General features: G+C 57.1%; 14 protein-coding genes and 2 pseudogenes. All 16 read right to left on the bottom strand.

The window, feature by feature from the left end:
- Positions 1-24: 24 nt before the first annotated feature.
- On the bottom strand, positions 25-888 hold the full coding sequence (locus tag AC0L7U_RS00775; RefSeq protein ID WP_473693028.1) for an LpxI family protein: 864 nt from the start codon (positions 886-888) through the stop codon (positions 25-27).
- A 59-nt stretch (positions 889-947) separates the two neighbouring features.
- Complete coding sequence (gene lpxA / locus AC0L7U_RS00770; protein ID WP_473693026.1) at positions 948-1,745, bottom strand: acyl-ACP--UDP-N-acetylglucosamine O-acyltransferase; 798 nt, start codon at positions 1,743-1,745, stop codon at positions 948-950.
- Positions 1,746-1,752: 7 nt separating this feature from the next.
- Positions 1,753-2,217, bottom strand: a complete 465-nt coding sequence (gene fabZ / locus AC0L7U_RS00765; RefSeq protein WP_473693024.1) for a 3-hydroxyacyl-ACP dehydratase FabZ — start codon at positions 2,215-2,217, stop codon at positions 1,753-1,755.
- A gap of 140 nt (positions 2,218-2,357) precedes the next feature.
- A complete protein-coding gene (lpxD, locus tag AC0L7U_RS00760; protein ID WP_473693023.1) occupies positions 2,358-3,398 on the bottom strand; it encodes a UDP-3-O-(3-hydroxymyristoyl)glucosamine N-acyltransferase in 1,041 nt (346 codons plus the stop codon).
- Positions 3,399-3,469: 71 nt separating this feature from the next.
- Positions 3,470-4,852: an outer membrane protein assembly factor BamA gene (gene bamA, locus AC0L7U_RS00755; RefSeq protein WP_473693021.1), complete on the bottom strand. Its 1,383-nt coding sequence runs from the start codon at positions 4,850-4,852 to the stop codon at positions 3,470-3,472.
- A complete protein-coding gene (gene bamA, locus AC0L7U_RS00750) occupies positions 4,815-5,822 on the bottom strand; it encodes an outer membrane protein assembly factor BamA (RefSeq protein WP_473693019.1) in 1,008 nt (335 codons plus the stop codon). Before bamA (AC0L7U_RS00750) ends, bamA (AC0L7U_RS00755) begins: the two co-directional genes overlap by 38 nt.
- A 197-nt stretch (positions 5,823-6,019) precedes the next feature.
- Positions 6,020-7,156 carry an RIP metalloprotease RseP gene (rseP, locus tag AC0L7U_RS00745; RefSeq protein ID WP_473693017.1) on the bottom strand — a complete coding sequence of 379 codons (1,137 nt, stop codon included), beginning with the start codon at positions 7,154-7,156 and terminating at the stop codon, positions 6,020-6,022.
- 259 nt (positions 7,157-7,415) lie between these two features.
- Positions 7,416-7,709, bottom strand: coding sequence for a hypothetical protein (locus AC0L7U_RS00740; protein ID WP_473693015.1), 294 nt, complete (start codon positions 7,707-7,709; stop codon positions 7,416-7,418).
- The gene (dxr, locus tag AC0L7U_RS00735; protein WP_473693013.1) at positions 7,675-8,598 is read right to left on the bottom strand and encodes a 1-deoxy-D-xylulose-5-phosphate reductoisomerase; all 924 of its coding nucleotides are present in this window, start codon (positions 8,596-8,598) and stop codon (positions 7,675-7,677) included. The genes AC0L7U_RS00740 and dxr overlap by 35 nt, the downstream gene beginning before the upstream one ends.
- Before the next feature lie 94 nt (positions 8,599-8,692).
- Entirely contained in the window at positions 8,693-9,553 is an 861-nt protein-coding gene (locus tag AC0L7U_RS00730) for a phosphatidate cytidylyltransferase (RefSeq protein ID WP_473693012.1), read from the bottom strand.
- Complete coding sequence (locus AC0L7U_RS00725) at positions 9,554-10,321, bottom strand: isoprenyl transferase (RefSeq protein WP_473693010.1); 768 nt, start codon at positions 10,319-10,321, stop codon at positions 9,554-9,556.
- A 42-nt stretch (positions 10,322-10,363) separates the two neighbouring features.
- A complete protein-coding gene (frr, locus tag AC0L7U_RS00720) occupies positions 10,364-10,927 on the bottom strand; it encodes a ribosome recycling factor (protein WP_473693008.1) in 564 nt (187 codons plus the stop codon).
- A gap of 108 nt (positions 10,928-11,035) precedes the next feature.
- Positions 11,036-11,757: pseudogene (gene pyrH, locus AC0L7U_RS00715) on the bottom strand (UMP kinase).
- A 71-nt stretch (positions 11,758-11,828) separates the two neighbouring features.
- Positions 11,829-12,746, bottom strand: a complete 918-nt coding sequence (gene tsf, locus AC0L7U_RS00710) for a translation elongation factor Ts (RefSeq protein ID WP_473693006.1) — start codon at positions 12,744-12,746, stop codon at positions 11,829-11,831.
- Positions 12,747-12,899: 153 nt separating this feature from the next.
- Complete coding sequence (rpsB, locus tag AC0L7U_RS00705) at positions 12,900-13,718, bottom strand: 30S ribosomal protein S2 (RefSeq protein ID WP_473693004.1); 819 nt, start codon at positions 13,716-13,718, stop codon at positions 12,900-12,902.
- Between the two features lie 369 nt (positions 13,719-14,087).
- Positions 14,088-17,602, bottom strand: a pseudogene (gene dnaE / locus AC0L7U_RS00700) (DNA polymerase III subunit alpha).
- Positions 17,603-17,783 lie beyond the last annotated feature (181 nt).

The following is a 17,783-nucleotide window of genomic DNA, read 5'->3' as shown; positions in this document are numbered from 1 at the left end:
ACAATGGGCGATGATGCTGACGGTTCAGCCTGAGTGACTCACATCCTCAAGCCCGTAGATAAAAATCCCGGCCTTGTCTGCGGCCGCAATGGTGGCCGCCGTTTCGGCAATCAATGCGGCTCCTGCCTGAACGGCAATGCCACGCAGCCCGGCCCGGACGGCGTTTTCAACGGTCTGAGGGCCGATGGTCGGCAAATCAACGCGGAGATCCTGAGCGGGTTTCGCCGTCTTCACAAGAACGCCGCACTGGCCTTTGGCCCGGACGCGGCCGGAGGCGCGCAACTCTTCGCAGCGCAGAAGAACCGCATCGGTCCCCTCAGCGCCTTCAAGCGCAACGACACGTCCCGCAATCGCTACCGCAGCCTGACCAATATCAAGATCACCCAGCCGTCGCGTTGCTTCCCGCGCCAGAGCCATATCAGCAAGATCGGTCTCATCGACGTTCACCCGACCGAGTGGCCCACGACCGGCCAGCAAATCCGGCGCGACATCCGCAACACCAACCACCCGGTAACCTTCGTCTTCGAAAAGCCGCATCACACGGGTCAACAAGCTATCATCGCCCCCCGTCAGCGCCTTCGCGATCTTGGGCAGGCGACGGATAGTTCCGAGATCGCCGAGAATGGATGAAAAATCGGGGCGACGAGTGATACCGCCAATCAGAATGAGATCGCGGCATCCGGCTGCGGCCAAGGCGGCATAGAGCCGGCCAATTTCGCCAAACCCCAGTTCAACATCCGCCCGCGCACGCACGGTGTCATGCGCCTCGCCCTTGATGGCAATGAGCAATGTCTTGCGGCCTTTGGCTTCAACGCTGTCGCACACATGCAATGGCAACAGGCCATTGCCAGCGACAATGGCGAGCGGACCAGCTTCAGATGGCGTCACGCTTCGCGGTGGCCCGCCAGATCGCCTTTTGAAGAGAAAGCCGCCCGCCATGCCGAGACTTACGCGCCGCGGTCCGGAGTACAGAACCGTCGACCGTCCTTTTCAAGAATGAAATCCAGCATCACCTTGACCAACGGTTGATCCTGTGCGGTCTCGACAAGAGCACGCGCCCGCTCCAGCAGCGTCCCCTCGTCGCTTTCAAACAAGGCGCGATAGGCCGCGCGCAGAGCATGGATCTGCTCGCGTGGCTGACCACTGCGCTTGAGACCGACAAGATTGAGGCCATGCAGGCGTGCCCGGTCTCCAAGCACTGAGCCGAAAGGCACGACATCAAACTCAACACCCGTCATGCCGCCAATGATGGCGCCGGTGCCAACACGAGTCCACTGCAAAACCGCACTCAAGCCACCCATGATCACCTGATCAGCGATTTCGACATGACCGGCCAGCGTGGCATTGTTTGCCAGAATAACCCGATTACCGACCTTGCAATCGTGCCCGACGTGAGCCCCCATCATGAACAGACAGCCATCACCAACCTGCGTGACGCCACCGCCACCAGCGGTGCCGGGGTTCATGGTGACATGCTCACGAATCTGATTGTTTTTGCCAATCCGCAACTCGGTGTCTTCACCAGCGTATTTCAGGTCTTGCGGTTGACTGCCAATGCTGGCGAAGGGATAGATCTTCGTACCAGATCCCACATGGGTGCGCCCTTCGAGCGCCACATGCGACTTCAGCACGACGCCGTCGTCCAGCGTAACCTTGCCCCCGACAACGCAATAGGGGCCGATCTCGACCCCGTCTCCCAGCGTCGCACCATCTTCGATGATTGCCGTCGGATGGATGTTGCTCATCAAGTCCTCACGCGTCTACCAGCATGGCGCTGATTTCGGCTTCTGCAACCTTGGCACCGTCCACAAGCGCGACAGCTTCGAAACGCCAGATGTTGGCACGCTGCTTCTTCTTGGTGACGTGAAACTCCACCACATCACCCGGAACAACCGGCTTGCGGAATTTAGCGTTGTCGATCGTCATGAAGTAGACCAACTGCGGCGAAGCGTCCTCGCCGCGAGAATCCACGCAAAGCGCACCGGCAGTCTGTGCCATGGCTTCAATCAGAAGCACCCCCGGCATAATTGGCCGCACAGGAAAGTGTCCTTGAAAATGCGGCTCGTTGATCGTGACATTCTTGATGCCGATACAGCTCCGATCCCCATCCATTTCGATGATCTTGTCGATCATCAGGAAAGGATAGCGGTGCGGCAGCAATTCCATGATCCGCATGATGTCTGCGCTGCCAAGCGTCTTGTTTTCCGTCTGTTCCATTTTAAGCCCCCTAGCGCCATCCGCGCCAGATTGTTGATTTGCACAGTGCCCCAGCGCACCCTGCAAAGGTCAGTCTCAAAAGCAGCTGGACGGGCGACACCTGTACCGACGTCCGAAACAGCCATTTCCTGCCTGTTCCTTTAATTTGCAGAACCCTTTTCTGCAAGCTTGCGAATGGCTGCCATTTCACGAAACCACTGTTTGATGGGTTTCGCAGGCGTCCCGCCATAACGTCCGCCGGCAGGAATGTCGTCATGTACGACGCTGACGGCGGCAACCTGCGCCCCCATGCCAAGCGTGACATGACCACGAACACCGGACTGGCCGCCAATGGCGACATAATCCTCCAGACGGCAACTGCCTGACAGGCCAACCTGAGACACAATAACGCAATGCCGACCAATCACCACGTTGTGGCCGATCTGGACCTGATTGTCGATCTTGGTTCCCTCACCGATCACCGTGTCGCGATTGGCACCACGATCGACGGTGGTGTTGGCACCAATCTCGACATCATCCTGAATAACGACGCGCCCAACCTGTGGCACTTTAAGATGCCCACCTGGCCCCATGGCATAGCCGAAGCCATCCTGTCCGATTGACACGCCCGGATGCAGGAAAACACGATTGCCGAGCAATGCATGTTGAACGGTAGTATTTGGCCCGATAACGCAATCGCGTCCAATGCGCACCCTGTCACTGATCACCGCATTGGCACGCACAACCGTGCCTGCACCAATCTCGGCATGCGCGCCAATCACAGCGCCCGGCTCAACAGTGACATTGTCTTCCAGAGATGCCGTCTCATCAATGATGGCGCGCGCGGAGATCACACCTCGTGCGGCCTCCGACACAGGCGACATGGCTGCCGGAAACAGCTTGGCCAGAACCTTGGCCCAACCGCGATAGGGGTCGCTGCTGACAAGAACCGCAACACCGGCAGGCACCTTGTCGACATGCTTCTTCGCAACAAGACAGGCGGTCGCACCGGTCTCGCGCAGCTTGTCAGCATAAATGGTGTTGTCGAAGAAAACGAGACTGCCGGAACTTGCATCCTCAACAGGTGCCACCGACGCAATCATCGCCGCACCGTCACCGCGCACAAGCTCCGCGCCCGCCCACTCACACAGGGTTGCAACGGAGACCGGCGAGAAAGCTTCAAAGAAAACTGGATCAGACATATCACCTACCCAATAGCAAACGGCCGCCAGCGAATGCGGCGGCCGTTGGAGTATTCAAGAGAACAAAGATCTTAGAACTTCGTTCCACCGCTCAGACGGAAGACCTGGGTCTTATCGGCGTCGTCCTTGACAACCGGCACTGCAAAGTCAGCACGCAGCGGTCCAAAGGGCGACTTCCAGCGGATCCCGAAGCCAACGCTGGCCCGGACATCAAAGCCATCCGATTCCACCGAGCTACCGCCATCAGAAACCGCATCCTCGATCTTGCTGTCCGGATCCCAGACGGACCCGGCATCGGCGAAGACAGCCCCTGAGAGACCGAAGTCTTCCGGGATCATCGGGAACGGGAAGGTTGCTTCCGCCGTGGCTGCCACGAAGAAGCGACCACCAAGAGCATCACCGGAGTTCGCATCACGAGGACCGATCCCCTGGGTCTCGAAGCCGCGGACTGTATCGCCACCAAGCATGAACTGCTGAGTTACGCGCAGGCCGTCGTCACCAAAGCCCTGGATGTTGCCACCCTTGATGCCAAGCTTACCAACAATGCCCCAATCCGGGAACAATTCCTTGTAAGCACGGGCTTCAGCCGTGGTCTTGATGTACTTGGAGTCACCACCAAGGCCAGCGACTTCCTGACCGAACTGAAGGAAATAACCATCCGTCGGGTCAAGGTTGTTGTCGAGAGTGTTCTCGGTCAGCGTGTACCCAACAGCCGAAGTAAAGTAGCTGCCAAGCGAGTTACAGATGGCGAAGGACAGTTCGGAATTCGAACAGTTGCTACTGCTGGAGCTGTCATCCGAAATCTTGGTCTGGAAACCCTGGTAGTAGACACGCAGCGAGGTTTCTTCTTCACGCAGCGGCAAGGTCAGGCCAACTTCACCACCGGTCTTGTCCAGATCGTAGTCACGATAGTCGTTCGCATCATAGGCCTTCTTGTAAAGGTCCAGATCGAACCCGAGACGGCGACCAAGGAAGTAAGGCTCCTTGAACTGGAACTCATACGTCTGAGTGTCCGTACCACCGCCGACAGCGACTTTCACGAACTCACCGCGACCGAGGAAGTTCTTTTCACTCACAGACACATCACCAATGACACCGTCCGTCGTCGAGTAACCGACACCGAAGGAGATCTGTCCCGTCGACTTTTCTTCGACATTGACGTTGATGACCACCTTGTCCGGAGCACTGCCCTGAGAAGTCGTGATGTTGACCTTCTCAAAGAAGCCGAGGTTTTTCAAACGGCGCTTCGCCTTGTCGAGAAGCGTCCGGTTGAAGGCATCGCCTTCGGCCAGATCAAATTCACGACGAATGACATAACCACGTGTCCGGGTATTGCCGGTGATGTTGATACGCTCGACGTAAGCCCGAGGCCCCTGTTCGATGTAATAGGTCAGCGCAATCGTGTGATCCTTGTAGTCACGCGACAGCCTGAGGACGAACCTGTGCAAAGGCATAACCATTCGCAGAGACCTTTTCAGTCAGGTCCTCGACACTCTTTTCAACCTTGAGAGAATTGAAAGTGTCACCAGCATCGGTGATCACATCAGACTTCAGATCATCAGCATGCACTTCCGGAATGGAAGACACGACATCAACGCTGGAAATCTTGTAACGCTCGCCTTCATCAACCGTGAAGGTGATGTCGAATTCATTGTTGCCGCGATCAAGATCGGCCGTTGCAGACAAGATACGGAAGTCTGCAAAGCCCTTCTTGAAGTAGTACTGGCGCAGCAGCTCCTTATCAGCAGACAGACGATCAGGATCGTATGTGTCTGTTGTCCGCAGCCAGCTCAGAAGACCACTTTCGCGGGTCCGCACCACGTCACGCAGTCGACCGTCACTAAAGGAATGATTGCCAATGAAGGTGATACGGCCAACGCCTGTCTTCTTGCCTTCGTTGATTTCGAAGACCAGATCAACGCGCTGATGCCCCCGGTCAATGACCTTGGGATCGACAGAAGCGCCATACCGACCGGATCGGCGATAGGCTTCAAGAATGTTCTGAACGTCAGACTGAACCTTCGCCTTCGTCAGCATGCTGCCGGAAGACGACTGCACGATCCCTTCGAGAGACTTATCCTTGACCTTCTTGTTGCCTTCAAAAGAAACCTGCGAAATCACAGGATTCTCCTTGACGGTCACAATCAGAGTTCCACCGCTTGGCGTGATTTTGACGTCCTCAAAGAGGCCGGTCGCATAAAGCGCTTTCAGCGATTCATCGACATCATACGCGCTGTATGACTTCCCCTTCTGGATGGTCATGTAGCTGAGCACCGTTTCGGGCTCAATGCGGGTGTTGCCGCGCACTGCAATACTGCGTGCGACAGCTGCCTCAGCAGTCGTTACCGAAAGCGGTCCCAGCACAGCGGGAACCACGGCTCCAGAAGTAAAGACAGCCGCTGCAACAAGTACGGCGCGAGTCAATTTGTGCAATCGCTGCATTAGTGCGCTATGCCCTTATGTTTTGAAGCTTTCTGCACGCAAATGTACAGACAGCCCTGATTCTGAGCTACTCGGCTCTTTTTACAGTGTTTTGCCAATTTCGCAACCACATCAATGCCGCATTTCCCATAAGAGCGGGAACAAAAAGCGGTTATCGACGTTACGAGATCAGCTCCCCATCATAGATTCGTCAAACTCATGACATCGTTCCAGGTCGCAAACACCATCAACATCAATACGATGGCGAGACCAAACCGGAACCCGATATCCTGAACCCGCTCGCTGAGAGGCTTCCCTCGAACCGCTTCAGCGAGATAAAAAACCAGATGCCCACCATCCAGCATAGGAATTGGCATCAGGTTAAGAAGTCCTATCGACACCGACAAAATTGCCGCCAATGACACAAGAGGCACAAAGCCTTGCGAGGCCACCTGCCCCGACACTTTTGCCACCCGGATAGGCCCGCCGATCTGATCGGCAGATTCACGGCCTGCAAAAACAGCTCCAAGATAATCGCCGGTCCGTGCCACGATTACCCAGGTTTCATGGACACCACCAACCAGCGCCTCCGCCGGATTGTAGCGCTTGACCACAAGATCCTCGGGCTTGGGACTGCGAGAGACACCCAGAAGCCCCACCCGCTGCACATTGCCAAAGCGATCCTTGATCTCGGAATAACGCGGCGTCACCGTCAATGGCACCTTGACACCGTCACGCTCAACCACGAGATGCAGCGGCAGATTGGCACTGACAGTGACAATCTGCTGAAGAGCGGAAAAGCTGTGGATCTTGTCGCCATCGACACTGAGAATGAGATCGCCCGGCTTCATGCCTGCGGCCGCTGCGGCACTTTCCGGCTGCACCTTGTCAATCTTTGGCGAAATCTCGACCTTGCCAAAGGTCATCAGGATGACCGAGAAGATTGCAATTGCCAGAATGAAATTGGCTACAGGGCCTGCCACTACGACGGCGGCACGCTGCCACACAGGCTTGGCCATGAAGGCGCCTGCGCGCTCTTCTTCACTCATGGCAGCGATCTGGTCACGGTCCGGTACACTGGCGGCGTTGTCGTCGCCTGCGAACTTGACGTAGCCACCGAGTGGAATGGCCGACAAACGCCAGCGCGTTCCCTGACGGTCGGTACGGCCGATCAGCTCACGGCCAAACCCCACAGAAAAGGCATCAACCTTCACTTTGCACCAACGAGCCACCAGAAAGTGGCCGAGCTCATGGAAGAAGACAACGATCGTCAGCACGAACAGAAAGGGGACGATGTAACCAATGATCAGGTGGTAGGCAGATGTCAGAATTTCCATTTATGCCTCTTGAAGACCGCCGCGCATCGCCCGTTCAGATTGGTACGTTAGTCTCTCCCCCCAACGGTGAAAAGAGAATTGTTACGCTTTGTTCTACCCTAAATTTACCGCGTGGCAAATATGCATCGCGGCGCCGCACAGAGCTTTTGCCGGGCCTTTTGCAAGACCTCCGCAACATCATCAAGGCCAGCTGCAAAACAGCCCTGACAAACTTAACAATAGGCGGCAATCCAATCCTAAGCACACCCGCCGAGCCTCATCATCGAGCGCGAACACTGCGTCGATTTCGCCCTAGCACCTGCAAGGCCCCGCGCCGGTCCATGGCTTCAAGTGTCGCCTCGACTGCGGCTGGAATATCCATGAAGCCAATGCCCCCCTTCAAAAAGGCCGCGACGGCAATTTCATCGGCCGCATTAAGCACCGTGGTGGCTCCTTTGCCCGTCTCAAGCGCCTCGAAGGCCAGACGCAAGGCGGGGAACCGCTGCAAATCCGGCTTCTCGAAATCAAGATTGCCAACTTCAGCCAGATCGAGCGGCTCGACAGGTGTCTTCATCCGCTTTGGCCAGGCTGAAGGCATGAGCAATCGGCGTGCGCATATCCGGCACACCCATATGGGCCAGAGTCGATCCATCCTTATATTGAACAAGGCCATGAATAATTGACTGCGGATGCACCAGAACATCAAGCTGCTGGCGCGTGACAGGGAACAGATAGCGAGCCTCGATCACCTCGAAGCCCTTGTTCATCATCGTGGCGCTGTCGATGGTCAAACGATTGCCCATTGCCCAATTGGGATGTTTCAACGCTTCGGCTGCGGTGGCCTTTTTCATATCGTCCAGCGTTGCCGTGCGGAAGGGCCCACCCGAGGCCGTCAAAATGACCTTATGAAGCTGATCGAGATTGGCATTCTCGAAGATCTGAAAGATGGCACTGTGTTCGCTATCGACGGGAAGCAGTGTTGCGCCGGTTTCACCGACCCGCTGCATGAAAAGGTCCCCGGCGGAAACGAGGCATTCCTTGTTGGCAAGGGCGACCGTGCGTCCCGCTTGCAACGCCTGCCAAGTGGGACGAAGCCCGGCGGCGCCAACAATGGCTCCGACCACCATGTCCGCCGGACGACTGACAGCCTCCAGCACGGCCTGTTCGCCGGCCGCCGCCTCAACGCCAGATCCGGCAAGCTGTTCTTTCAGCGACGCCCCAAGATCTTCGCGTGCGATGATGGCAATCTCGGCATGAACATCTTTGGCAAGCCGCGCCAGGTCATCAACATTGCTGTTGGCCACCAGGGCCACGACTTCGAACCGCTCCGGGTTGCGTCGCAAAATGTCCAGCGTGTTCTGGCCGACGGAACCGGTCGCGCCAAGAACGGTGACCTTCATCGGCGCGTCCTGCGCAAGCTTACCGGCATCCGAACGGACACGGTCAATTTCCACTGATGACACGAGGATACCTCTTCGTACTGTGACGGCGAGCCAGCGCCTGCGCAGCTGCTGCGCTCATCCCCGATGAGCGGACGATGCAAAGTGAGAGCCATCACTAGCGCAACCCAAGCCCGGCCAACGGGTCGCCAAGCGAGCCACCCAGCACAAGACCAAGCACCATGGCGATGACCGCAGCAACGACAAGCCCGTCGACCCGGTCCATGATACCGCCATGCCCCGGAATGAGGTTGCTGGAATCCTTGATCTCGAACCGACGCTTGAGAGAGGATTCGCCCAGATCGCCCAGTTGCGCCACAATAGACAGGACGCCAGCCAACACCATCCAGCGCACAGTCGCTTCCAGATCCAGTACCAGCGCAAAAAGGCCCGCAACGAGAATGGCGCTGACGAAACCGCCAAGTGCGCCGGACCATGTTTTCTTAGGGGAAACGCGCGGCCACAGCTTCGGCCCACCGAAAGTGCGACCCGTGAAGTAGGCCAGAATATCCGTCGCCCAGATGATGAGCAGCAGATAAAAGACAAAGATGCGACCATCGACGCCCTGACGAACGCCTATCAGGCCGACCAGCGACACGGCAGAATACAAAAACCCCGCTGCAGCCCATTTGGCCCGTGCGGTCAAGCGGCCGATGAGCAGCACCAGAACGGGCACCGCAACAAGGCAGGCCAGAAGCAATACTGGAAAATCGAGGGCATAAAAGACGCCAGTCGCAATCACTCCCACCAAAGACAGGATGCCCGGGGTTGAAACCCATTGACGATTGGTCATCATCAGCCATTCCCACTGAATGAGAACGCAGACGAGGCCGGTCAAAAGAAGAAACGGCACACCACCAAACCAACAGATGAGCAAGGAAAGCGGACCGAGAATGACGGCGGATGCCAAACGCAATTTCAGGTCGGACATTCGTCCGCGACCATCTGCGGCCCCTGCCCCCTTGTCGTCATTGCCCATCTATCGCGCCTTGGCCCCGAGCCCGCCAAAGCGTCGCTCACGCCCGGCGAATTCTGCCAGAGCCAGATCAAAGGCCTGCTCGTCAAATTCCGGCCAGTGACACGGACAGAAATAGAACTCGGAATAGGCAGCCTGCCACATCAGAAAGTTGGACAAGCGCATTTCACCACTGGTGCGGATGATCAGATCGGGATCGGGAAAATCTGCTGTGTCGAGACGCTGATCAATCATTTCAGACGTGATTGCATCCGGCGTCAGCTCGCCGCTTTTCACGTCCTCGGCGAGAGACCGTACGGCGCGCACGATTTCGTGGCGGGCGCCATAATTGAACGCAACCACCAACGTCATGCCTGTATTCGCCAACGTCAGGTTTTCTGCCTGCTCAAGCAACTGGCGAATGCCCCGGTCTAGCCCGTCGCGCTCGCCAATGACGCGGACGCGAATATTGCCCTGGTGCAATTCAGAAAGGTCACGCTGCACGAACCGCTTCAACAGCCCCATGAGAAAGGACACTTCCCCGTGCGGGCGGTTCCAGTTTTCCGAGGAGAACGAAAAGATCGTCAGATATTTCAAGCCAAGGCCGGAGGAATGCCGGATCAGACGCCGCAATGCATTCAGCCCCGCGCGATGCCCTTCCGATCTGGAAAGACCACGCGACTGAGCCCAACGCCCGTTTCCATCCATGATGACGCCAACATGAACAGGCAGGCGCGTGGTGTCACGCGCCTGCATCTCGCTCACATCTTGCGTGTCGGACTGTGCGGTCATCGACCCCCGGCCCTCCTTGTCAAGTCAACCATCAGGACAGGATCAAACCTGAGCAATTTCCTGCTGCTTGTGTTCCAGAAGACCGTCAACTTCGGTAATCATTTCATCCGTCAGCTTCTGAACGTCATCAGACGCCACGCGGCTGTCATCCTGAGAGATGTCACCGGCTTTTTCGAGTTTCTTGGCCGTGTCCATACCATCGCGGCGCACATGGCGGATCGCCACCTTGGCCTGCTCGGCATACTTGTGCGCCAGCTTGATAAGCTCCTGACGACGCTCCGTGTTCAACTCGGGGATCGGCAAACGCAGCAGCGTTCCATCGACGACAGGGTTGAGGCCAAGGTTCGATTCCCGGATCGACTTCTCAACAGCCCCCACCATGCCCTTGTCCCACACCTGCACGGCAAGCATGCGCGGCTCGGGAACAGTGACGCTGGCGACCTGATTGATCGGCATCGGCTGGCCATAGGCACTGACGGTAATGGCGTCCAGCATCGACGAGGATGCACGGCCTGTTCTGAGCGCGCCAAAATCGGTTTTCAAAGACGCAAGCGCGCCTTGCATGCGACGCTTCAGATCGTCCAGATCCACACCTTCTACCGGCATAGCTTCCTCACTAGATATTTATGAAAGTCTTGCAACAGTCGTTGGCGGCCAAAATCGCACACCTGTGGTGAATTACAAGTGGTATGACCGCCGACCTGATTAAAAGTCTTAGTTGCCAACAACCGTATAGCGACCCGTTTCCTTAAGAACACTGACCAGTGCGCCTTAGGTGTATGGATCGAAAAAATGATCATCGGCACGTCGTTGTCACGCGCAAGCGCAATTGCCGTTGTATCCATGACCTTGAGGTTGCGCTGAATGACATCGTCATAGGTCAGCGTATCGTAGCGTTCCGCATCCGGATTGATCTTGGGGTCTTCGGAGTAGACGCCATCAACCTGTGTACCTTTGAGAAACGCATCGCATTTCATTTCGACGGCGCGCAGAGCTGCCCCTGAGTCGGTGGTGAAGAACGGGTTTCCGGTGCCGCCTGCAAACACGATCACATCGCCATCTTCCATGTAACGCTCGGCGACACGCTGCGTGAATGTTTCGCAAATCGAGGGAACGGGAACAGCGGAGAGAACGCGCGAGGGAACATTCACGCGGCGCAAGGCATCAGCCAACGACAAGGAGTTCATGATGGTGGCCAACATGCCCATGTGATCGCCGCTGACGCGGTTGCCACCTTTGGCTGCCACAGCAACACCGCGGAAGATATTGCCGCCGCCGACCACGATACCCACCTGAGCCCCAAGTGCGACTGCGTCCGCGATTTCTTTCGCGACCCGCTGCACAACCTGAGGATCGATCCCAAAGGGCTGCGAGCCCATCAGCGCTTCGCCTGAGAGCTTGAGCAGCACGCGCTTCCAACGCAAGGGCTTCGTCATGGTGTGGCCTTTCCTTTTACAAACTTCCTTCTAAAAAAAAGCGCCGGTCAATGCCGGCGCTTTCTCGTGTCTTACTGTCCGGTGGCCGCCGCCACCTCGGCGGCGAAATCCGCCTCTTCCTTCTCGATCCCCTCGCCGAGAGCGAGACGGGAGAAACCGGAAAGCTTGATTTCCGTGCCCAGTTCCTTGGCCAGCGCATCGACAGCCTGTTCGACCGTCTTGTCCGGATCAATGACGAAAGCCTGCTTGGTCAGCGTGACTTCTTCATAGAACTTGCGGATACGACCTTCGACCATCTTTTCGATGATGTTGTCCGGCTTGCCGGATTCACGTGCCTGTTCGGAGAAGACGGCGCGTTCGCGCTCGACAACTTCCGGATCCAGATCATCCGTGGTCAGTGCCAGCGGGCTGGTTGCAGCAATGTGCATGGCAATCTGACGACCAAGTGCGTTCAGCTTGTCCTTGTCACCGGTCGATTCGAGCGCGACCAGAACCCCAATCTTGCCAAGACCATCGGCAACGCCGCCGTGGATGTAGTTGGCAACAACGCCGGTGCTGACCGAAAGAACTTCACTGCGACGCAGGTTCATGTTCTCGCCGATCGTAGCGATCGCGTCCTTGATGGTGTCTTCAACAGACTTTTCGCCCATTTTCGCGGACTTGACTGTGTCAACAGAGCCATCGGTTGCAATTGCAACTTCTGCAACATTGCGAACCAGCTGCTGGAACCCTTCGTTGCGGGCAACAAAGTCGGTTTCGGAGTTCAGCTCGATCACGGCAGCCTTGGCGCCTTCGGAAGCAACGCCAACCAGGCCTTCGGCAGCAACACGGCCAGCCTTCTTGGCAGCCTTTGCAAGACCTTTGGTGCGCAGCCAATCAACGGCTGCTTCCATGTCGCCACCCGACTCGGTCAGGGCAGTCTTGCAGTCCATCATGCCAGCGCCGGATGTTTCGCGCAGCTCTTTGACCATCGAAGCGGTAATGCTCATCGGAAGCCTCGTGGATAGGAGGTTATAGACAAAAGCGGTAAGACCTGTCCTACCGCATAAATGTGACGGAAACGCAGACATGCGTTTCCGTCCTTTTCGTTCAAGACCCGTTCCGCACAAACACGTCCGGCCCAGGCATCAAAACAACACCGATTACTCAGCTGCGGCTTCTTCGCCAGCAGTTGCTTCAACAGCAGTTTCTTCGCCAGCAGCTTCAGCAACGAGTGCTTCTTCGACCGGAGCGTCTTCTGCTTCACCGATGTCCATGCCGGATCCACCCTGTGCACGAAGGATGCCGTCGATCGCTGCGCGCTCGATCAGATCGCAATAAAGCGAGATCGCGCGGCCGGCGTCGTCGTTGCCCGGCACCGGATAGGTGATGCCTTCCGGATTGGAATTGGTGTCGAGGATAGCTGCGACCGGGATCCCCAGACGACGTGCTTCCTGAATGGCGATGGCTTCACGGTTGGTGTCGATCACGAAGATCAGGTCCGGAAGACCACCCATATCCTTGATGCCGCCCAGGTTCCGCTCAAGCTTTTCGCGCTCGCGGTCCATGAACAGACGCTCTTTCTTGGTCAGCGAGTTCGCTGCATCGGAACCAAGCGTTTCTTCGAGCTTGCGAAGACGCTGGATCGAATTGGAGATCGTCTTCCAGTTCGTCAGCATGCCGCCGAGCCAACGTGCATTCACGAAGTACTGAGCAGAGTTGCGAGCGGACTGAGCAACAGATTCCTGTGCCTGACGCTTGGTGCCAACGATCAGAACGCGACCGCCGCGAGCGACGGTGTCGCTGACAGCCTTCAGAGCCTGATGGAAGAGCGGCACGGACTGTGCCAGGTCAATGATGTGAATGTCGTTGCGGACACCGAAGATGTACTGACCCATACGCGGGTTCCAACGGTGCTTCTGGTGACCAAAGTGCACACCAGCTTCCAGCAGCTGACGCATGTTGATATCGGGCAGAGCCATCGCTCTTTACTCCTGTTTTCCGGTTACTCCTCCGCGGGCAGGTTGCGGATCCTTGCGACAAACCTCAAAGCAAGGTCATTCAATTCGCAAGAACCACCGGATAGACTATCGGATACACCGATAACCACCTCCCGCGTGTGGGATGGGCGCCTTATATGCGGGGTTCGGATGAATTTCAAGGCCCGATCACGCGATTTCCCGGTATGGACCGCAGATGTGCCCGCTCCGCATAAATTGGCGCCTCCAAACCCGACACAAGGCTTCGGAAAACGACGAGGCACGGGACCGGACAACCACCTCGACCTTCCCTCCTGGACATGCGCTCATATACAAAAGAGCGCGCTGACCATTCAGGGACAGGCTATGGGATCACGCCATCTGAACGTCGATCACACCGGGCGTCGCCTTGATGGCACCGGCAATCTCCGGTGACAACCGATAGCGCTGCGGCAAACGCACCTCAACCTCCTGTTCGCCATTGTCCAGCATCGCCACTACCCGGACCTCCCCCTCGCCGCGTTGCTGCAAATGCCGCGACAGGCTTTCCACCGCGCGAATATCTTTCAGGAAGACGCACATGCTCTTTTGAACCCGAGCGGCCACGGCCTCGATCGGATCGACCTGCTCGATGCGGATGCTTGGCTCATCATCCCGCAAATCCGCGCCCACCAGCACCACCATTGAACGGCCCGGTTCCAGCACATCGCGGAATTGCTCAAGCTTCTCCTTGAACAGCAAACCTTCAAACTGACCCGTACCATCAGAAAAGCGGACAATGCCCATCTTGTTGCCGGTCTTGGTCTTGCGCTCCTGCTTGGAGATCACCGTTCCTGCCAGACGGCCCGCGGAAGCGCCTTTCTTCACGGCTTCAGCGAACTTCGCCCAGGGCTGCACCCGCATCTTGTCGAGCAGCGCATCATATTGATCAAGCGGGTGTGCCGACAGATAGAAGCCGATGGCCGAATGTTCGCGGTTGAGTTTTTCTTCCGAGTTCCAGCCATGAACATCCGGCAACTGCAACGGCTCTTCGCTTTCGCTACCGCCAAACAATTCGTCCTGGCCAAGCGTCCGATTTTCTTCTGAGCGCTGTGCCAGACCCATCACCCGGTCAAGCCCCTCGAAAACCCGCGCGCGGTTCGGCTCGATCTCGTCGAACGCACCGGCAGCGACCAGATTTTCGAGCGTGCGCTTATTGAGTTGGCGCGGTGAAATCCGGCGGGCAAAATCGCCCATGCTGCGGAACGGCTTGTCGCCCCGCACCGAGACGATATGTTCGACCGCCTGCTCGCCAACGCCTTTGATAGCCCCCATGGCGTAGATGATCTTGCCATCCTGCACATCGAAATGAACAAAGGAGCGATTGATCGAGGGAGACACGATCTCGATCCCCATGCGCCGGACTTCCTGTCGGAAATCGCCCAGCTTTTCGGTATTGCCCATATCAAGTGTCATGGAGGCAGCCATGAACTCGACCGGGTGGTTCGCCTTCAACCAGGCAGTGTGATAGGAGACCAACGCATAGGCTGCGGCGTGCGACTTGTTGAAACCATAGTTGGCGAATTTTGCCACCAAGTCGAAAATCGTACCTGCCTGCTCCTTGGAAATTCCCCGCTCAACCGCCCCGTCGACAAAACGAGCACGCTGAATTTCCATCTCGGCAGCAATCTTCTTCCCCATGGCACGACGCAGAAGATCAGCTTCACCGAGCGAATAGCCGGATAGAACCTGCGCGATCTGCATCACCTGTTCCTGATAGACGATAATGCCATTCGTCTCCATCAGGATCGGCTCTAGCAATGGATGCAGACAATCCGGTTCCTGCTCGCCGTGCTTCACAGCGTTGTAAACGGGAATGTTTTCCATCGGGCCAGGACGATAGAGCGCCACCAGCGCAATGATGTCTTCGAACCGGTCAGGCTTCATGCCCGCAATGGCGCGGCGCATCCCCTGACTTTCAAGCTGAAACACGCCAAAGGTCTCGCCACGGGTCAACATCGCATAGGTCAGACCATCATCGATGGGCAGGCCCGCAACATCGACATCGATACCGCGGCGCGCAATCAACTTCACTGCGGTATCGATGACCGTTAGCGTTTTCAGGCCAAGAAAGTCGAACTTCACCAGTCCGGCATCTTCCACCATCTTCATGTTGAACTGCGCGACCGGCATATCTGAGCGCGGATCGCGGTAGAGCGGCACAAGCTGTTCCAACGGCCGATCGCCAATCACCACACCAGCGGCATGGGTTGAGGCGTGACGGTACAACCCCTCAAGTTTCTGCGCCATCGTCAGAAGCTTGTCGACAATTTCCTCTTCCCTTGCGGCTTCGCGCAGACGTGGCTCATCAAGGAGCGCCTGCTCAAGTGTAACCGGGTTGGCGGGATTGGACGGCACCAGCTTGCAAAGACGGTCGACCTGGCCATAAGGCATTTGCAGCACACGACCGACATCGCGCAGCACCGCGCGGGCCTGCAAGGACCCGAAGGTGATGATCTGCGCCACCTGGCCGCGACCATATTTTTCCTGAACGTAACGAATGACCTCTTCACGCCGCGACTGGCAGAAGTCGATGTCGAAATCCGGCATCGACACACGTTCAGGATTGAGGAATCGTTCGAACAGCAAGGAAAAGCGCATTGGATCAAGGTCGGTGATCGTCAGTGACTAAGGCCACCAACGACCCTGCGCCCGATCCACGCCCCGGCCCCACCGGAATGTCGTGGTTCTTGGCCCACTTGATGAAATCCGCAACGATGAGAAAGTAACCGGGGAACTTCATACCCTCGATAATCCCGACCTCATATTCGAGGCGGTCCCAATAGGCTTTTTCATCTAGCCCCGGCGCCAGTACCATGCGCTGCAAGCCGGTTGCGCAGACCGTCTTCCGCCTGACGGCGCAATTCACTCGCCTCGGCCCGTTCGGCTTCTTCCGGGTCCGCATCAGCGCCAGCAAAACGTGGCAGGATCGGATCACGGCGCAAGGGACGATAGCTGCACCGCTGTGCAATCTCGACGGTGGCCGCCAACGCTTCCGGCAGATCAGCAAACAACTCCTGCATCTCGGACCGGGATTTGAAATAATGCTCTGGCGTCAGCCGGCGGCGATCATCCTCGATCACCACCCGACCCTCGGCAATGCAGATCAAGGCATCATGCGCCTCATAATCGTCACGTGATTTAAAGAAGGCTTCGTTTGTCGCAACGATGGGAAGACCCATTTCATAGGCAAGATCAAGCATCGGCGCTTCGGTGCGCTTTTCCTCCTCCATGCCATGACGCTGGATCTCGATGTAGCAGCGACCCGGAAAGGCTGCGGCCAGCGCGTCCAGACGCTCGCGAGCCAATCCCTTGCGGCCAGACAACAACGCCTGACCAATCGGCCCAAGGCTGCCACCAGTCAGGACGATCAGCCCGTCCGAATGCTCCAACAGATATGAAAATGAGACATGTGGCTTCAGCCCCGTGGCCGTGTCGAGAAAAGCCCTCGACGACAATTCCATCAGGTTGCCATACCCGATCTCCGACATGGAAAGCAGGACAAGCTCACTCAACTCGCCCTTGTCATCATGCTCATCAGTAGGCGCTTCAAGACGCACTGTCAGCTGAATACCAATGATCGGCTGAATGCCACTGCCCCACGCTTTGTGAGAAAACTCCTGCGCACCAAACAGATTGCCCGAATCGGTGATGGCAAGCGCTGGCTGCGCATCATCTTCTGCAAGCGACAGCAGTTTCTTGATCGGCAAAGCCCCTTCAAGCAAGGACAGCGCCGAGTGAACTCTGAGATGAACAAAGCCAACCTTGTCACGCTCCGACCTTGCTCGCGCCAAAAGGCTTTCGTCAGATGGCGCAAGGGCAACAGGATTGGAAAGGTCTTGGCTCATCGCTCAGGCTCCGCATGATCGCACCGGAATGCCCTGTCGCGCTTATGAAACTCGACAGGCTATGCCGACACAGCCGGACACTCGCTCACAGTGCGGCGAAGGTAGCCCCCTGATCCCTGCCAAGGCAATGCAGAGAGCCGATCATCGATCTTTGATCGACAGCTTTTACCTCTACGCACAG

It is taken from the genome of Roseibium sp. 10G30-5 (genome assembly GCF_055809635.1).
This window is presented reverse-complemented; position numbering and strand designations above follow the sequence as displayed.